Source organism: Micrococcales bacterium (assembly GCA_016703125.1).
Classification (GTDB): Bacteria; Actinomycetota; Actinomycetes; order S36-B12; family UBA10799; genus JADKAV01.
Map to the genome: position 1 here is coordinate 299786 of JADJCR010000005.1, position 15655 is coordinate 315440.

Below are 15655 nucleotides of genomic sequence, written 5' to 3' on the forward strand. Positions count from 1 at the left end.
GGCTACGGTTTCGGGCGCCCGGCGCCGGCGAACTCCGACATGAACTCGTTGGTGAACAGTTTCTCGTACACCACTCCGTCGCGCGGGCCCTTGGCATGCACGAAGTACCCGTCGCCGGTGTAGATGCCGGCATGCTTGCCCGTCCCGTAGAGGAACACAATGTCGCCGGGTGCCAACTGGGTGATGTCGACGCGCTGGGTCTTGTCGTACTGGCGCTGCACCGAGTGCGGCAGATCAACGCCGGCCTCCGCCCAGGCTGCCTTGACCAGCCCCGAGGAGTCGTAGGCGTCCGGACCGGTCGCTCCGGCCTCGAACGGCTTGCCGGCCTGCTTGATGGCGAACTTCACAACCGGCTTCGTGGTGGAGTCGGGCAGGTCGCCCACCTGGTCGACGGCCTGGTCGGCCTGCTTCTGCTGCTGCTCCTGCTGACGGGCCAGCTCTTCTGCCAGTTGCCGCTGCTGCTCGGCCTGGAGTTGGGACAGCAGGGCAGTGGACTCGGCGACTCGCGCATCGATGGCCGCCTTGGCGTCCAGCAGATCGTCCCGGGCGTTCTCCGCCTTCTTCTCGGCCTTCTCCAGAGCTGCCTCGTCGCGGATCAACTGCTGCTCGGCGACCTGCGTGCGCACCAGCGCCGAGTTCTGCTGGCCGGCGAGGATCCGCGCGGTGTCCAGAGTCGCCAGCCAGTCCGACGGGGTGTCCGAGGCCAGTACGAGCAGGCTGGGGTCCACCCCACCGTTGCGGTAGATCTGGCTGACCACCTGGTTGAGGGTGTTCTGGCTGGTGGCCAGGCTCTGCTGGGTGGCGGCCAGTTCCGCCTGCTTGTCCACGACCGCCTGCTGGGCCTGCTGCCAATCGATGGTGGCATCGTTGGCCTCCTCCGCGGCGGCGGCCGCCTGCTGCTGCAGAGCCGACAACTGCGACTGCACCTGGGCGATCTGCGTATCGATGTCCGCGTGGGCGGCCCACGGGACCAGCAGGATGGCGCACGACATCCCAGCCACGACAGCCGAAAGCACGCGACGGGACGCCATACCACCATTGTGCACCCCGCGGCGTTCACAAAGCCCGCCTCACACTGCGCGCACGAACCTCAGCGGCGATATCAGCCCGGAGGCCGCCAGAGCGTCCATAGCGGCGACTTCCTCAGTCGTCAGCTCACCATCACCGGGGGCATCCAGAAGCGCTGTGACCACACAGTCGGCACAGGCTGCCGGCCGTGCCGTGCAACTTACACAATCGATCAGCATCGTCATCTCCTCACGTCGTGACCCGACCGTAGGGAGACCCTGTGACAAAGTGCCGGTCAGCCCTCGCCGAGACCGGGCGCCCGCAGTGGCGCGGGGTCGTCGGGCACCAGCCACGGCAGCGCCGCGAACACCTGGTGACGGCTGCCGTCGGCCGCCTCGATTTCGCGCAGGACGCGACGGTTGCGAAGATTGGGGTGCGCCATGGCCTCGGCCAGCGTCAGGGCCGGACCCACGCAGGTGTCCTCGAAAGCCAGCAGCGACATCCAGTGGGAGCGGGGCCGGGACGCGACCCGGTGACGTAGGGCGTCGCGCAGTTCGGTCTGCCGTGCGGGATCGTACTGCGACGGCTTCCATTCGGGCAGTTCCAGCAGGTCCAGGATGGTGCCGAAGAATTTGGGCTCCAGGGCACCCACTGTCAACCACAAGCCGTCGGCGCACTCGTACACCTCGTAACACGCCCAGCGCCCGGTGAGGTCCCACGGTGTTGTGGGCGCCAGGCCGGTGGCAAGCCAGCCGCCCAGTGGCAACTGTGCCAACGACAGGGCCGCGTCCACCATGGCTACCTCGGAGCGCACGAACTCACCCGTGGCGCTGGTCCGCAGCCCGGCCAGGACCGCCAGTGCCGCATGCATGCCAGCGGCCAGATCGGCGACCTGCAGGCCGGGGAGCGCGGGGCCGCCGGCGAGAGTGAGCACTCCGGCGTAGCCCAGAGTGTTGAGATCGTGGCCGGGAACCTGTTCGAGTTCACCGCCGGACCCGTAGGCATCGATCGTGACGTGCACCAGAGCGGGACGCAGTTCTCGCAGCCTGTCCTGTCCGAAACCCAGCCGGTCCAGGACTCCTGGGCGGAACGAGTCGACCAGGACATCAGCGCCGGCCACCAGCGAGGCGAACTGCTCGCGGCCCTCGTCGGTCTTCAGGTCGACGACCAGGCTGCGCTTGCCGCGGTTGAGTTGCACGAACGCCCCGGATTCCCCGGAGGCCAGATGCGGTGCGACCCAGCGCGTGCCGTCTCCCTCCGGGGCCTCCACCTTGATCACCTCGGCGCCCATCTCGACCAGGGTCACCGTCGCGAAGTTGCCGGGCAGCAACCGGGTCATGTCCAGAACCCGCACCCCGGACAGTGGCGGCTCAGACATCGTCCACCCGCGCGATAAGTTCCACGGTGTCCGCCGCGCCGCACCAGCGGCACGTCACCTTCTCGATGTCGTCCTGCAGGTCGCGTTGTTCCTCCACGGTGACCGCACCACTGAGGTCGAAGTGCCAGAACTGCTCGGAGCGGGTGGATCGCACCACGTCGAAGCGGGTGAGGTTGCCGCAACGCGCGCAACGCCACCGGCTGTTCTCATCAGGGGCGGGGATGGCCACGCGCCCACTGTATGTGTCCACTGACAGCCGCCCACCACCCGGTGCATGGGGGTATCCGCGCCGTTACCCGGAAATGTCGTGACCCTGACCTAGCGTCGAAGCATGTCCGTGGAGCCGCTGCCGCTGCGTCATGGCGCCGCCCAGCTCAACCTCGACTTCGACGGCACACCCTTGGTGGAAACGACGTTCTGCGTGGTCGATCTGGAGACCACCGGCGGTAGTCCGACCGAGGGCAGGATCACTGAGATCGGCGCCGTGAAGGTCCGCGCCGGCGAGGTCCTGGGCGAATTCCGCACGTTCGTGGACCCCGAGCAGCCCATCCCGGCGTTCATCACCGTGCTCACCGGCATCACCTCCTCGATGGTCGCCGACGCACCGCGAGAGGCCGCGGCGGTGCCGATGCTGCTGGATTTTCTCGCCGACAGTGTGTTCGTGGCGCACAACGCGCCGTACGACACCGGTTTCCTGCGGGCGGCCTGCGATCGCCTGAAGGTGCGCTGGCCGCAGCCGCAGGTGCTCGACACGGCCCGGCTGTCCCGTTCCGTGCTGGGCCGTGACGAGGTGGCCAACCACAGACTGGCGACCCTGGCGCAGTACTTCCGCACCCGGGTGACGCCGACGCACCGCGCGCTGGACGATGCCCGCGCCACTGTCGACGTCCTGCACGGACTGCTGGAACGGCTCGGCACGCTCGGCGTGCTGACCCTGGAAGAACTGACCGCCTCCATGCGCAAGGTCCCGCAGCAACGGCGCAGTAAACGTCACCTGGCCGACCGGTTACCCGAGGAAGCCGGCGTCTACACGTTCCGCGACGCCGAAGGCCGCCCGCTCTACGTCGGCGTCTCGCAGGACATCCGCCGGCGGGTGCGTTCCTACTTCACCAGTGCCGAACAGCGGCCACGGATGACGGAGATGGTCGGCATCGCCACTGACGTGACGGCCATCGTGTGCGCCACCGACCTCGAGGCGAGGGTGCGCGAGTTGCGGCTCATCGCGGAATGGAAGCCGCCCTACAACCGGCGGTCCAGGCACCCAGAACGCACCGTGTGGCTCAAACTCACCGACGAGGCGTTCCCCCGCCTGTCGGTGGTGCGCGCGATCGCTGAGGACGAGGCCGACGGGTGCACGTACGTCGGGCCCTTCGGTTCGCGCGCTGCTGCACTGGAGGCCGCAGCGGCGCTCACCGAGGCCACCGGCCTGCGCTCCTGCACGCAGCGTCTGCGCCCGGGCCGGGCAGCCACCGGATGCGTGCTCGGTCAGATCGGGCGCTGCCTCGCACCGTGCTCCGGGGCACTGACCCCCGAGGACTACCGGCCGCTGGTGCAGGCAGCACGCCGCGCGATGGCCGGGGACACCGCACTCATCAGCCGGGTGCTGCAGGAGCGCATGTCCGGCCTGGCCGGGCAAGAGCGCTTCGAGCAGGCTGCCACGTGGCGCGACCGGCTCGACGCCGCGCTGGCCGGCGTGCACTCCGCGGCCCAATTGCGCGCACTCGGGCAGATCCCCCAGATCGTCGCGGCCGCTTCCCGCCCGGGCGGCTGGGACATCCACGTGATCGCCCACGGGCGCCTGGCCAACGCCGTCTTCTGCCCTACCACCGCCGACGCCCATCGGGTGGTCGAAACCGCTGTCATCGCCGCGGAGGTCGTCTCGCGGCCCCCGGCACCGGCCACCGCCGCGCTCGTCGCCGAGAGCAGGATGCTGATGCGCTGGCTGGAGTCGGCCCGTCCGGTGCACATCGACGGGTGCTGGGCGCTGCCCGTCCGGGCGTCGGTCAGCCCTGCAGAGCTCGGCTGACCTCGACCCAGCGGTCGAGCAACCGGGCGGCGGCGCCGCTGTCCAACGCCTCGTTCACCCGGGCCACCCCCTCGTCGAGCCGGGAACGCAGATCGGCCTCCGGCGAACCGACGGCCGCCCAGGCCGCCCAGGCCGCAGCCGCGTTCGCGACCACCACGTCGCGGACCGGACCCCCACCGCCTGCGAAGACCTCCCGCGCCAGGTCAGCGTTACGCGCGGCGTCCCCGCCTCGCAGGGCCGACAACGGCGAGCGGGCCACCGAGAAGGTCTCCGGGGTGAACTGCGTAGTGGTCACCCGCTGGCCGGTGGCGTCCCAGACCGTGGTCGGCCCTTCCGTACTGATCTCGTCCAGACCGTCCAGGCCGCGCACGACGAGCGCCCGCACGCCTTGTTTGTGCAGCACGTCGGCCATCACCGAGGCCATGGGCTCGAAGGCGCAGCCGACCAGCGCAGCCGCGGGGCGGGCCGGGTTGGCCAGCGGGCCGAGGATGTTGAAGAACGTCGGGATGGCCAGGTCCTTGCGCGCCTGACCGGCGAATCGCAGTGCGGGGTGGAACACCGGGGCGAAGCAGAACGCGATACCCGCCTGTTCCAAGCACGGCCCTACCGCAGCCGCCGGAAGGTCGATCACCACCCCGAGCGCTTCCAGGACGTCCGCGGACCCCGATTGCGAGGAGGCCGCCCGGTTGCCGTGTTTGACCACCCTCGCACCCGCGGCTGCCACCACGACGGCGGACATGGTGGACACGTTCACGGTGTGGGCACGGTCACCTCCGGTGCCGACAACGTCCAGCACCGGCCCGGGCACCGCCACCGAGGTGGCGTGCTCGAGCATCACCGACAGCAGGTCGATGACCTCCTCGGGCGTCTCGTCCTTGGCCCGCATGAGCACCGCGAACGCCGCGATCTGGGCCGGGGTGGCACGATCCTCGAGGATCTCCTCCATGGCCCACTGCGTCTGCTCGGGCTGCAGTTGCCGACGGGCGAACAGCGCGGAGAAGATCTGGGGCCACTCGGTCATGTCGGCAGCCTACGTAACCTGGACCGCAAACGGCGGGGCGGGTTGATCAGCCCGCGTCGAGCGCCACCCGTGGGCGCAGGAGATCGGTTACGGCCTTCGCCATCGACATCGGCTCGATGGGGTGCGAAACCACGGCGTCCGCCCGTGACCACGTCGCCAGCCACGCGTCCTGCGGCCGGCCCACCACCACCAGGATCGGAGGTGCCTTGAACAACTCGTCCTTGAGTTGCCGGCAGACCCCCATGCCGCCGGCCGGGGAGGCTTCCCCGTCCAGGATCAGCAGGTCGAACCCCCCGGTGTCGGCGGTGCGGATGACCATCGGCTCGGTGGCGACTTCGACGTACTCGACCTCGGGCAGTTCCCGCGAGGGCCGGCGGCCGAGGGCCAGCAGGATCTGCTGACGGGTATCCAAGTTGTCGCTGTAGACGAGGACCTTCAACCTGCGCGCCATGCTCCTGATGCTAGTGGCCCTCGCGCCCCGCCGTACGGTCAGGAGGCCGCGGCGCCCGGGCGACCGTGAGTGTGGAAAACAGCAGGAGGTGCCAAGCACCCGGCCACACCGCGCGCAACCTCGCTTGTGGCGGACCGGAGCGCAGCGGACGCCGAGCGGCTGATTCCGTGCTCAGGAGAGGCCGAATCCGGAAAAATGCCGCGGAATCGGGGGGTCGTTCGGTTTGGGAGGCGTAAACCTGCCAGAATCGCACCCGTGGCTAATGCATCTGCTGTGACGACCCGGTTGGCGCCGGTCGGTCATGTCGACCGTCCGAACAACGTGGCCATCGGAACGATCATCTGGCTCGCTAGCGAGTTGATGTTCTTCGCGGCTCTGTTCGCGATGTACTTCACGCTGCGGTCAGTGAACCCCGAGATCTGGGCCGTCGACACCTCACTGCTCAACGTCCCCTTCGCAACGGTCAACACCACGATCCTGGTCCTCAGTTCTGTGACCTGTCAGATGGGTGTGTTCGCCGCCGAGCGGGGAGACGTGAAGAGCCTGCGCAAATGGTTCATCATCACCTTCATCATGGGCTCGGTCTTCATCGGCGGCCAGGTCACGGAGTACACCGAACTGGTGCACCAGGGCCTGACCATGTCGAGTTCGGCCTACGGCTCGGTGTTCTACCTCACCACCGGATTCCACGGCCTGCACGTGACCGGCGGGCTCATCGCCTTCCTGTTCGTGCTCGCCCGCACCTATGTCGCTAAGCGGTTCACGCATGAACAGGCGACGTCGGCGATTGTCGTGTCGTACTACTGGCATTTCGTCGATGTCGTCTGGATCGCCCTGTTCGCCACCATTTACCTGGTCAAGTGATGCGAGGTTCCATGAAAAAGCGCAGTCGCAGGCGTTCCTGGGGCGCCGGGGCCCTGATGGGCGGGGCCCTGGTGCTGGTCGGCTCCGGCTATGCCGTGGTCAACGCAGAGACCACTCCCTCCCCCGAGCCCACCGTGGCTGCCGGGTCGATCGAGCAGGTCCAAGTCGGCCGCCAGCTGTTCCTCGAGGGCTGCTCGTCCTGCCACGGCCTTGAAGGCCAAGGCATCGCGGCGGACAATGCCAGCGGCGGAAACGGCGGGCCCTCGTTGATCGGCATGGGCGCCGCGTCCGTCGACTTCCAGGTCAGCACCGGCCACATGCCGCTGGCCGTCCCCGAGGCACAGGCTGGCCGCAAGACCCCGATCTACACCGAGTCTGAGATCGACGCTCTTGCCGCGTACGTCGCCACGCTGGGACCCGGCCCGGCGAACCCCACAGAAGAGGAGTTGAACCTCGAGGGGGCCAACATCGCTGAGGGCGGCGAGATCTTCCGCACCAACTGCACCCAGTGCCACAACTTCGCCGGCAGCGGCGGTGCGCTGACCAACGGGCAGTACGCCCCGAGCCTCATGGACGCCACGCCCGAGCAGATCTGGCAGGCGATGATCACCGGACCGCAGCAGATGCCGGTCTTCAGCAGCGAGACCATCACCCCTGAGGACAAGAAGAACCTGATCGCCTACGTCCAGTCGCTGAAGGTGGAGCCGAACAACGGGGGTCTCGCCCTCGGCCGGCTCGGGCCGGTGGCTGAAGGACTGTTCGCCTGGACCGCGGGCCTGTTGGCCCTCATCGCGGCCGCTGTCTGGATCGGAGCCAAGGTCCGATGAGCACTCACGACAATCTGCCCGCCACCACGGGCGACGACGAGGCCGCCGCCATCGAGGCAGCCGTCGCGGCATTGCCGGCACACCGGCCGCGTCGCACCGATGTGGACCCGAAGGCCGCCCGTCGCGCTGAGCGGCAAGTCTCCTTGATGTTCCTGGGTTCGGCCGTGATGACGGTGCTCTTCGTGGTCGCCTTCGTGGCGATCCCGATCGACCGCTCGGTCTACATCTGGGGCTTCGGCAGCGTCAACGCCAGCAACATCGCCCTCGGCGTGACCTTCGGCCTGGCGATCTTCCTCATCGGTGCCGGTGCCATCCACTGGTCCAAGAAGTTGATGAACGAGAAGGAAGAGGTGCAGCTTCGCCACCCGCTGTCCTCAACAGAGGAGGACCGGCAGGCGGCCGTCGAGGCCTTCGACACCTACTCGGCGGACTCCGGCTTCGCGCAGCGCCCCATCATCCGTCGCTCACTGCTCACGGCCATGGCGCTGTTCCCGATCCCTTTGATCGTGATGCTGCGCGACCTCGGGCCGCTGCCGGGCACCATCCTGCGCGAGACGCTGTGGAAGCCCGGCTCCCGGATCGTCGTCGATCCCACCGGTCGGCCCGTCCGGCCCTCGGATCTGGCCCTGGGCGGGCTCATCTCCGCGATGCCGGCGGACCTGCCGGAGGTCCAGCACGAGGAGGGCAACCTCAACGCCCGAGCGAAGGCCGCGATCATCCTGGTGCGCATGGAGCCGCAGGAGATCGTCTCCCAGCAGGGCGAGAACTGGGACTACGGCGGCATCCTCGCCTTCTCCAAGATCTGTACCCACGTGGGCTGTCCGATTGCGCTCTACGAACAACGGACGCATCATTTGTTGTGTCCCTGTCACCAGTCGACGTTCGACCTGAGTGACGCCGGCAACGTCGTTTTCGGGCCTGCGGCTCGCCGGTTACCGCAACTACCAATAACGATTGACCCCGAAGGGTACCTCGTCGCCAAGGACGGCTTCGCAGAACCTGTGGGTCCGAGCTTCTGGGAGCGTGGCGACGCATGAGCGCGACGGTGAACACGGCAGGCAAGACGGTGCGCTGGGTGGATGACCGCCTGGGGTCGAGCAAGTTCCTCAAGAAGCAGATGGGCAAGGTGTTCCCCGAGCACTGGTCGTTCATGCTCGGCGAGATCGCCCTGTACAGCTTCATCGTGGTGCTGCTGTCGGGCGTCTACCTCACGCTGTTCTTCAAACCGTCGATGATTGAGATCGCCTACAACGGCTCCTACGTGCCGCTCAAGGGCGTGGAGATGTCCGAGGCGTACGCCTCCACCCTGAACATCTCCTTCGACATCCGCGGCGGCCTGCTCATGCGCCAGGTGCACCACTGGGGTGCCCTGTTCTTCGTCGCGGCGATCACGGTGCACCTGTGCCGCGTCTTCTTCACCGGCGCCTTCCGCAAGCCACGCGAGATGAACTGGGTGATCGGCGTCGGCCTGCTCACCATGGCCCTGCTGGCCGGCTTCGCGGGCTACTCCCTGCCCGACGATCTGCTGTCCGGTACCGGGCTGCGCATCGCGCAGGGCATCATGCTCTCCATCCCGCTGGTGGGCACGTACCTCAGCTTCTTCGTGTTCGGTGGCGAGTTCCCGGGCACGGACTTCATCAGCCGCTTGTACGCGGTCCATATCCTGCTCGTGCCTGGCCTGATCCTGGCGCTGCTCACCGCGCACCTGATCATGGTCTGGTACCAGAAGCACACGCAGTTCCCCGGTCCCGGCCGCACGAACGACAACGTCGTCGGCTACCGGCTCCTACCGATCTACACGGCGAAGGCCGGCGGCTTCTTCTTCGTGGTCTTCGGCATCATCACCCTGATCTCGGGCCTGGTCACGATCAACCCGATCTGGCTCTACGGCCCCTACACACCCGACCAAGTCACGGCAGGCGCCCAGCCCGACTGGTACATCGGGTTCCTCGAAGGGGCACTGCGGATGATGCCCAACGTGGAATGGGTCATCTTCGGATACACGATCAGCTGGAACATTCTCGTCCCGGCTGCCATCCTCCCCGGCATCCTCTTCACCGTCATGGGCCTGTACCCGTGGATCGAACAGTGGGCGACCGGCGACAAGTCCGAGCACCACCTGCTCGACCGGCCTCGCAACGCTCCGGTCCGCACTGCACTCGGTGCCATGGCCCTTTCGTTCTACATCCTGTTGTGGATCGGTGGTGGCAACGACCTGATCGCCAGCTTCTTCGACTTGTCGATCCACGCGATCACGTGGTTCCTGCGGGGGGCGATCTTCGTCGTACCGCCGCTGGTCTTCATCGCCACGAAGCGGATCTGTCTGGGCCTGCAGCGCCGCGATCGGGACAAGCTGCTCCACGGCATGGAGACCGGCAACATCCTGCGCCTTCCGCACGGTGAGTTCATCGAGATCCACGCACCCATCTCCGACGAGGAGAAGGCCGTGCTCATGTCCAAGCCGGACCGTGCACCGCTGCCGATGCCCGAAGGGATCGACGAGAACGGTGTGCGGCAACCCGGTGCCCGCAAGAAGCGGCTGCAGGCGAAACTCTCGAACTTCTTCTACGCCGACAACATTCCGTTGCCGACGCGCGCAGAACTCGAGGCTGCCGAGGCCCACCTGCGTCACGAGGTCGAGGAAGCTGCCCCGGTGATGGCGGAGGACCGTCGCCTGGTCCCGGCGCACGACGGATCCGTACTTCACGATCCCGTCATCGACGACAAGTAGACACGCAGACGAGGGCGCCGCTCCCCTGGTGGGGCCGGCGCCCTCGTCTGCGTGTGCGGGTCTCCTCCGGTCCGTGAGAAGGTCCCAACTGCCCAGCGCTTGGCTCTAGGCTCGGGGCTGTGTCACAGATGCGCGACCGGATGCGGGCGGGTGAGTTGTACAAAGCCGACGACCCAGAACTCACCGGCGATCATCTGCGCTGTCAGCACCTCCTGGCCCGCTACAACGAGACCTCAGCCGAGCAGGATGTCCTGCGTGAGGCGCTTCTGCGCGAACTGCTCGGAACCTGTGGAACCGGGTCGTCGTCAAACCGCCGTTCCGCTGCGACTACGGCCAGTACATCCACATCGGGGATCACACGTTCATCAACTACGACGCCATGCTGCTGGACGTCAGGGACATCCGGATCGGGGCGCACTGCCAGATCGCGCCGCGGGTACAGATCCTGACCGCCACCCACCCCTTGGACCCGGAACTGCGCCGCGATGGCTGGGAGTCCGGCGAGCCGGTGACCATCGGCGACAACGTCTGGCTGGGTGCAGGCACCATCGTGCTGCCGGGCGTCAGCATCGGAGACAACACGGTGGTGGGTGCCGGCGCGGTGGTGAGCCGGGATCTCCCCGCCGACTGCGTCGCGGTGGGCAGTCCAGCCCGTGTCATCCGCCGCATCTAGGCTGACGGGTGTGAGCGCGCCCCACCCCGGCCGGGGTGACCGTGTGGCAGCGCCCGACGGACTTCGGCCGCGGATCTACTGCTGGCTGGCGCGCAAGCCCGACCACGCAGAACCGGGAACTGTGTGTTTCGGCCACGTCGAACTGGTCCGGGTCGCGGACTCCAGCTGGATAGGCGCCTCGGGGCTGGAGATGGTCGCGGTCCAGTTCCTTAGCAGCTGGGACTGGCCGCGGTGCTGCTCGTAGTGAGGCCTGGATGTTCGGCTACCTGGCCTCACTCATCGGGCTTCCCACCCGTGGAGTCGGCGAGGGTCCGCTCCGCAACTGTCACGCCATCGACGTGCACGGCCCGGTCAGCACATCGATTCCCTCGACCAGCACCCCGGGTCGTCCAGATCGAGGAGAAGGATCACCTGTTCATCGCCGTGTCGGGCCAGGTCAACGTGCACCTGCCACTCGGCACCGAGTTGACCGCCCGCAGGCCGCAGTAGATTCACCTCGTTGTCCTTCTGGGCCGACGACCCGGCTGCAGCAAGGAACGCCATCCAGTCCCGGCTCGTCCCGCGACAGGGGCTCAAGCGGCGGGGGTACCGGTCGTGTCGGTCTGCACAGGGCCGGTCTTGGAGTCCTTCAGCCAGTCCTTCCAGGCCACGTTCCACTCGGTGATGCCGTTGCCCAGGTCCTGCTCCCGACCGGTGTTCTTGACCACGATGACGTCGCCCACCCGTGAGTTCTGGAACAGCCAGTACGCGTTGTCAGTGCTCAAGCCGACACATCCGTGGCCGACGTTGGCATAACCCTGGGATCCGACCGACCACGGGGCCGCGTGGACGAACTCCCCGGAATTCGTGATCCGCATCGCCCAGTTCACGTCGAGGCGGTAGTACTCGGGGTCGTCCTCCGACGTCGTCCCACCGGTCGCCGCGTCCATCACCACGAAGTCAGGCTTCTCGGTGATGACTCCTTGATGCCCTGCCGGGTCTCGAAACCGGGCTTGCCGCTGGTCGCCGGGAAGGTCTTCACGACCTTGCCGTTCTTCTTCACGGTCATGGTGTGCTTGTACGCGTTGTAGGTGGACACCGTAAGGTCGCCGGTCTTGCAGGACACCGCCCGGTTCTCCGCGCCATAGGCACCAGGACCGGTCTTGATCCCCTTCAGGGGCATCGAGACCTCGATCTTCGTGTTAGCCGGCCAGTACTTCTTCGGGCGGAACACAACCTAGTCGGACTCCCACGCCCAAGCCCCGGTCCGGCCTGCGAGGTCTTCACCTGCAGCTGCTCTTCGACGGCCTTCTTGTTCTTCACCGGCGCGTCGAAGGTCACCCGACCGGCATGCCGACACCGACGGTCACGTTGTCAGCGACGGACACCGTGCTGATGTTCACGAGGGTCTGCGGGTTCACGGTCTTGATGTTCCGGTCGATCGTGGTGGGCGCGCCGGAGCTGTTGGTGGCGGTGGCCGCCGGTGTGCTGGCGCCGAAGTCCAGCGTCTTGGCCTTCGAGGTCAGGTGTTGCGTTCGGGTTGTGGCGGCCCCTTGAGAGGCCCTTGGGGCCGTTGACCGTCACGTCGGCCAGGGTGCCGTCCTCCGCCACCACCACGATGGGCTGGTTCACGGAGCCTTGCGGTCCCCGACGGCAGGATCTGCATGGACACCGCGGCCTGTTCGCCTGGGGCTGGCTGCGCGCGATGAGCGTCAGGCCGCAGCCAGCGACCAGCAACGCCGTGGCAGCAGCTCCGGCAACGGCAACATTACGCTTCACTGTCATCAAAGAAACCTCGCAACGATCTTTTGTCGATCCTGGCGTATGCACGCCCTGGACGGCTGACACGCCGACTCATTCCAGTGTGCCACGCAGGCGTCTCTTTCAAACCACCTGATCGGCGGCGCGTGCGTGAGCCATGTCACCTGCGAGAGTCCACGGCGCGCTGTGCGAGCCTCAGTGGGCGAAGTCCCGGCGGTAGTACTCGAAAACCAGTCCAATGATGCTCAACATCAAGAGACCACACCTGCCAGCATCAGCCAGGTCGCGAAGATCAGCCCCAGGGCGATCAACATGGCGCTGAAGCCCATGGGCAGCGGCCACCACGACTGCGGGCTGAAGAAGCCGTAATCCGGGATCCGCTTCCTCCTGGTTCGCGACCTTGTCGTCCTCCGGACGGCTGTCGAGTCGCCGGGCCGTGTACAGCGAGTAGAAGGCCACCAGGGCGGTCATGAAGCCGGTGAAGGCCAGCGCAGGTGGTCCCCTGCCCAGTCCCGCGACCAGACGCCGTACACGACGGACACAACGCCGAAGAAGACAGTGCCCAGGCCGAAGATGTATCCGGCGTGCTTCACTGCTCGACTCCCTTCCGGCCGGCGTCAGCGCCCACCAGTTTGTCCACGACTGTCTGCGAGAGCAATCCCTCGACCTCCGCATGGTGGAGGTCGAACGCCGGGCGCTCCGAGCGGATGGGCGGCAGGGACACGAAGTTGTGCCGCGGGGGTGGGCAACTGGTGGCCCACTCCAGCGAGGCGCCCCAGCCCCACGGGTCGTCGGTCGTGACGTTGGGTGCGAACCGCCAGGTCTTGTAGACGTTGTAGAGGAACAACAGCGTCGAGATCCCCAGGATCAGCGCCCCGAACGACGAGACCTGATTCAGCAGTGTGAAGCCCTCGTCAGGAAGGTAGTCGGCATAGCGGCGGGGCATTCCCTGCGTGCCCAGCCAGTGCTGCACGAGGAAGGTGATCTGGAAGCCCCAGAACAGCAACCAGAAGTGGATCTTGCCGATCCGCTCGTCGAGCATCTTGCCGGTCATCTTCGGCCACCAGTAGTAGAACCCGGCGAACATGACGAACACCACCGTGCCGAACACCGTGTAGTGGAAGTGCGCCACCACGAAGTAGCTGTCGGACAACTGGAAGTCCAGCGGCGGGCTGGCGAGCATGACGCCGGTCACCCCGCCGAAGAGGAAGGTGATCAAACCCAGGGTGAACGGCATGGGTGTCTCGAAGGTGATCGAGCCGCCCCACATGGTGCCACCAGTTGAAGAACTTCCACACCGGTTGGTACGGCGATGAGCATGGTCATGAAGGCGAAGAACGGCAGCAACACGGCACCGGTCACATACATGTGGTGGCCCAGACCGCCATCGACAACGCACCGATGGCCAGTGTGGCGAAGACCAGACCCTTGTACCCGAAGATCGGCTTGCGGCTGAAGACGGGCAGGACCTCACTGGTGATGCCGAAGAAAGGCAGTGCCAGCACGTACACCTCGGGGTGGCCGAAGAACCAGAGCAAGTGCTGCCAGAGGATCGCCCCGCCGTTCGCGGCATCGAACACCACCGTGCCGAACTCGCGGTCGATGAACGCCACGAGCAGGGCCGCCGCCAGCACCGGGAAGACCATCAGCACCAGCACCGAGGTGACCAGGATGTTCCAGGTGAAGATCGGCATCCGGAACATGGTCATGCCCGGGGCCCGCATCGTGTAGATCGTGGTCAGGAAGTTGACCGACCCGAGGATCGTGCCGAGGCCACCCAGGGCAAGACCGAGGTACCACATGTCGGCACCTGCGGAGGGTGTGAACTCCAAGTCCGCGGCGCCGCTGCGGCACCAAGAAACTCAACGAGGCGGTGAGCCCGCCGAAGAAGAACAGCCAGTACGAGAACATGTTCAGTCGGGAACGCCACATCCGGGGCCCCGATCTGCAAAGGCATGATCACGTTGCCGAACCCGACGAACAGTGGCGTCGCGAACAGGAACAGTATGATCGTGCCGTGCATCGTGAACGACTGGTTGTACTGGGCGTTCGACATCAACTGCATGCCCGGCTCAGCCAGTTCTGCGCGCATGCCCAGCGCCAGCAGTCCAGCGATGAGGAAGAACACGAACGACGTGATCAGGTACAACTGCCCGATGATCTTGTGGTCGGTGGAGGTCACCCACTTGACGACGGTCTGTCCCAGCCGGAGCGGCGCTGAGCCTTTGCGTCGGCCCTCGCCTGCAGTTTGGCGTTGACCTCGTCGGACGTCGGTGTGATGGGTTCGTCAATGATCGCCACGTCAGACTCCTTGTGCCGCTTCGGTCGTCCTACCACTGGTCAACTGGCCGAATTGCCCTCGGCGCGCAATTCCTGCATGTGCGCGTCGAACTCCGCCTGGCTGACCACCTTCACGCTGAACAGCATCCTGGAGTGGTCCACACCGCACAATTCCGCGCACTTGCCCGCGAAGGTGCCCTCCTTGTTGGGGGTGACCTCGAACGTGTTCGTACGACCAGGGATCACATCCATCTTGAAGAGGAACGCCGGCACCCAGAAGGGTGGATCACGTCAGGCGGGTGAGTTCGAGCTTCACTTTCTGTTGACCGGGAGGTAGAGCACCGGGTCCTGCCCCGGCGTGCCGATCTCGTAGGTGTTCTGGTCCACGTAGTTGAAGTTCCACGACCAGCGGAACCCGACCGCACCGATGGTGACATCCTGGTTGTTCTCCACCTTGGTGATCTGCGACTGGTCCCGAACGGTGAAGAAGAACATGCCGCCGATCACGATCAACGGCGCACCGTGTACACGATCTCCATCGGCAGGTTGTAGCCCGGACCTGGTCCGGCGCCGGCTCGTCAGCGTGGCGGCGCCGGTAGACGATGATCGACCAGATGATCAAGCCCCAGACGAGGAAGGCCACCGCGAGGGCGGCG

General features: G+C 66.5%; 17 protein-coding genes and 3 pseudogenes. 7 read left to right on the forward strand and 13 right to left on the reverse strand.

Annotated features, from left to right (window positions below; all coding sequences use genetic code 11):
- Positions 1-2: 2 nt before the first annotated feature.
- The 3 genes from IPG68_10605 to IPG68_10615 form a co-directional block, all read right to left on the reverse strand.
- Positions 3-1031 carry a C40 family peptidase gene (locus tag IPG68_10605; GenBank protein MBK6763677.1) on the reverse strand — a complete coding sequence of 343 codons (1029 nt, stop codon included), beginning with the start codon at positions 1029-1031 and terminating at the stop codon, positions 3-5.
- Positions 1032-1303: 272 nt separating this feature from the next.
- Positions 1304-2386: a CoA transferase gene (locus tag IPG68_10610; GenBank protein ID MBK6763678.1), complete on the reverse strand. Its 1083-nt coding sequence runs from the start codon at positions 2384-2386 to the stop codon at positions 1304-1306.
- A complete protein-coding gene (locus tag IPG68_10615; GenBank protein MBK6763679.1) occupies positions 2379-2615 on the reverse strand; it encodes a hypothetical protein in 237 nt (78 codons plus the stop codon). The genes IPG68_10610 and IPG68_10615 overlap by 8 nt, the downstream gene beginning before the upstream one ends.
- A gap of 102 nt (positions 2616-2717) precedes the next feature.
- On the opposite strand from IPG68_10615, the gene IPG68_10620 reads away from it, so the two are divergent.
- Positions 2718-4412, forward strand: a complete 1695-nt coding sequence (locus IPG68_10620; GenBank protein MBK6763680.1) for a DEDD exonuclease domain-containing protein — start codon at positions 2718-2720, stop codon at positions 4410-4412.
- On the opposite strand, the gene trpD is transcribed toward IPG68_10620, so the two are convergent.
- Entirely contained in the window at positions 4390-5433 is a 1044-nt protein-coding gene (gene trpD / locus IPG68_10625) for an anthranilate phosphoribosyltransferase (GenBank protein MBK6763681.1), read from the reverse strand. The genes IPG68_10620 and trpD overlap by 23 nt on opposite strands.
- 46 nt (positions 5434-5479) lie before the next feature.
- Positions 5480-5884 carry a response regulator transcription factor gene (locus IPG68_10630; protein ID MBK6763682.1) on the reverse strand — a complete coding sequence of 135 codons (405 nt, stop codon included), beginning with the start codon at positions 5882-5884 and terminating at the stop codon, positions 5480-5482.
- Positions 5885-6079: 195 nt separating this feature from the next.
- On the opposite strand from IPG68_10630, the gene IPG68_10635 reads away from it, so the two are divergent.
- The 6 genes and pseudogenes from IPG68_10635 to IPG68_10660 all read left to right on the forward strand — a co-directional run bounded on the left by IPG68_10635 (position 6080) and on the right by IPG68_10660 (position 11223).
- Positions 6080-6748, forward strand: coding sequence for a heme-copper oxidase subunit III (locus IPG68_10635; GenBank protein MBK6763683.1), 669 nt, complete (start codon positions 6080-6082; stop codon positions 6746-6748).
- Positions 6749-6759: 11 nt separating this feature from the next.
- Complete coding sequence (locus IPG68_10640; protein MBK6763684.1) at positions 6760-7575, forward strand: c-type cytochrome; 816 nt, start codon at positions 6760-6762, stop codon at positions 7573-7575.
- Positions 7572-8612 (forward strand): Rieske (2Fe-2S) protein, encoded by a 1041-nt coding sequence (locus tag IPG68_10645; GenBank protein MBK6763685.1) that lies wholly within the window; start codon positions 7572-7574, stop codon positions 8610-8612. Before IPG68_10640 ends, IPG68_10645 begins: the two co-directional genes overlap by 4 nt.
- On the forward strand, positions 8609-10306 hold the full coding sequence (locus tag IPG68_10650) for a ubiquinol-cytochrome c reductase cytochrome b subunit (GenBank protein ID MBK6763686.1): 1698 nt from the start codon (positions 8609-8611) through the stop codon (positions 10304-10306). The genes IPG68_10645 and IPG68_10650 overlap by 4 nt, the downstream gene beginning before the upstream one ends.
- A gap of 119 nt (positions 10307-10425) precedes the next feature.
- Positions 10426-10979: pseudogene (locus tag IPG68_10655) on the forward strand (sugar O-acetyltransferase).
- A gap of 10 nt (positions 10980-10989) precedes the next feature.
- Entirely contained in the window at positions 10990-11223 is a 234-nt protein-coding gene (locus IPG68_10660; GenBank protein ID MBK6763687.1) for a hypothetical protein, read from the forward strand.
- Positions 11224-11330: 107 nt separating this feature from the next.
- Here the strand turns inward: IPG68_10660 and IPG68_10665 are convergent, their stop codons facing one another.
- The 8 genes and pseudogenes from IPG68_10665 to IPG68_10700 form a co-directional block, all read right to left on the reverse strand.
- A complete protein-coding gene (locus IPG68_10665) occupies positions 11331-11555 on the reverse strand; it encodes a hypothetical protein (GenBank protein ID MBK6763688.1) in 225 nt (74 codons plus the stop codon).
- Positions 11552-11914, reverse strand: coding sequence for a L,D-transpeptidase (locus IPG68_10670; GenBank protein MBK6763689.1), 363 nt, complete (start codon positions 11912-11914; stop codon positions 11552-11554). The genes IPG68_10665 and IPG68_10670 overlap by 4 nt, the downstream gene beginning before the upstream one ends.
- A complete protein-coding gene (locus IPG68_10675) occupies positions 11908-12192 on the reverse strand; it encodes a L,D-transpeptidase (GenBank protein ID MBK6763690.1) in 285 nt (94 codons plus the stop codon). The genes IPG68_10670 and IPG68_10675 overlap by 7 nt, the downstream gene beginning before the upstream one ends.
- A 103-nt stretch (positions 12193-12295) precedes the next feature.
- Positions 12296-12484, reverse strand: coding sequence for a hypothetical protein (locus IPG68_10680; protein MBK6763691.1), 189 nt, complete (start codon positions 12482-12484; stop codon positions 12296-12298).
- Between the two features lie 430 nt (positions 12485-12914).
- Positions 12915-13190 carry a cytochrome c oxidase subunit 4 gene (locus IPG68_10685; GenBank protein MBK6763692.1) on the reverse strand — a complete coding sequence of 92 codons (276 nt, stop codon included), beginning with the start codon at positions 13188-13190 and terminating at the stop codon, positions 12915-12917.
- 118 nt (positions 13191-13308) lie between these two features.
- Positions 13309-14925 (reverse strand): annotated as a pseudogene (locus IPG68_10690) (cbb3-type cytochrome c oxidase subunit I).
- Between the two features lie 134 nt (positions 14926-15059).
- Positions 15060-15278 (reverse strand): annotated as a pseudogene (locus tag IPG68_10695) (cytochrome c oxidase subunit II).
- A gap of 33 nt (positions 15279-15311) precedes the next feature.
- Entirely contained in the window at positions 15312-15512 is a 201-nt protein-coding gene (locus IPG68_10700) for a hypothetical protein (GenBank protein ID MBK6763693.1), read from the reverse strand.
- Positions 15513-15655: the final 143 nt, after the last annotated feature.

Bases quoted from the DNA above. Each gene is read 5' to 3' on its own strand.
- IPG68_10605 (MBK6763677.1), bottom strand. From the start codon at position 1,031: ATGGCGTCCCGTCGCGTGCTTTCGGCTGTCGTGGCTGGGATGTCGTGC.
- IPG68_10610 (MBK6763678.1), bottom strand. From the start codon at position 2,386: ATGTCTGAGCCGCCACTGTCCGGGGTGCGGGTTCTGGACATGACCCGG.
- IPG68_10620 (MBK6763680.1), top strand. From the start codon at position 2,718: ATGTCCGTGGAGCCGCTGCCGCTGCGTCATGGCGCCGCCCAGCTCAAC.
- trpD (MBK6763681.1), bottom strand. From the start codon at position 5,433: ATGACCGAGTGGCCCCAGATCTTCTCCGCGCTGTTCGCCCGTCGGCAA.
- IPG68_10630 (MBK6763682.1), bottom strand. From the start codon at position 5,884: ATGGCGCGCAGGTTGAAGGTCCTCGTCTACAGCGACAACTTGGATACC.
- IPG68_10635 (MBK6763683.1), top strand. From the start codon at position 6,080: ATGCCGCGGAATCGGGGGGTCGTTCGGTTTGGGAGGCGTAAACCTGCC.
- IPG68_10640 (MBK6763684.1), top strand. From the start codon at position 6,760: ATGAAAAAGCGCAGTCGCAGGCGTTCCTGGGGCGCCGGGGCCCTGATG.
- IPG68_10645 (MBK6763685.1), top strand. From the start codon at position 7,572: ATGAGCACTCACGACAATCTGCCCGCCACCACGGGCGACGACGAGGCC.
- IPG68_10650 (MBK6763686.1), top strand. From the start codon at position 8,609: ATGAGCGCGACGGTGAACACGGCAGGCAAGACGGTGCGCTGGGTGGAT.
- IPG68_10685 (MBK6763692.1), bottom strand. From the start codon at position 13,190: ATGACCGCCCTGGTGGCCTTCTACTCGCTGTACACGGCCCGGCGACTC.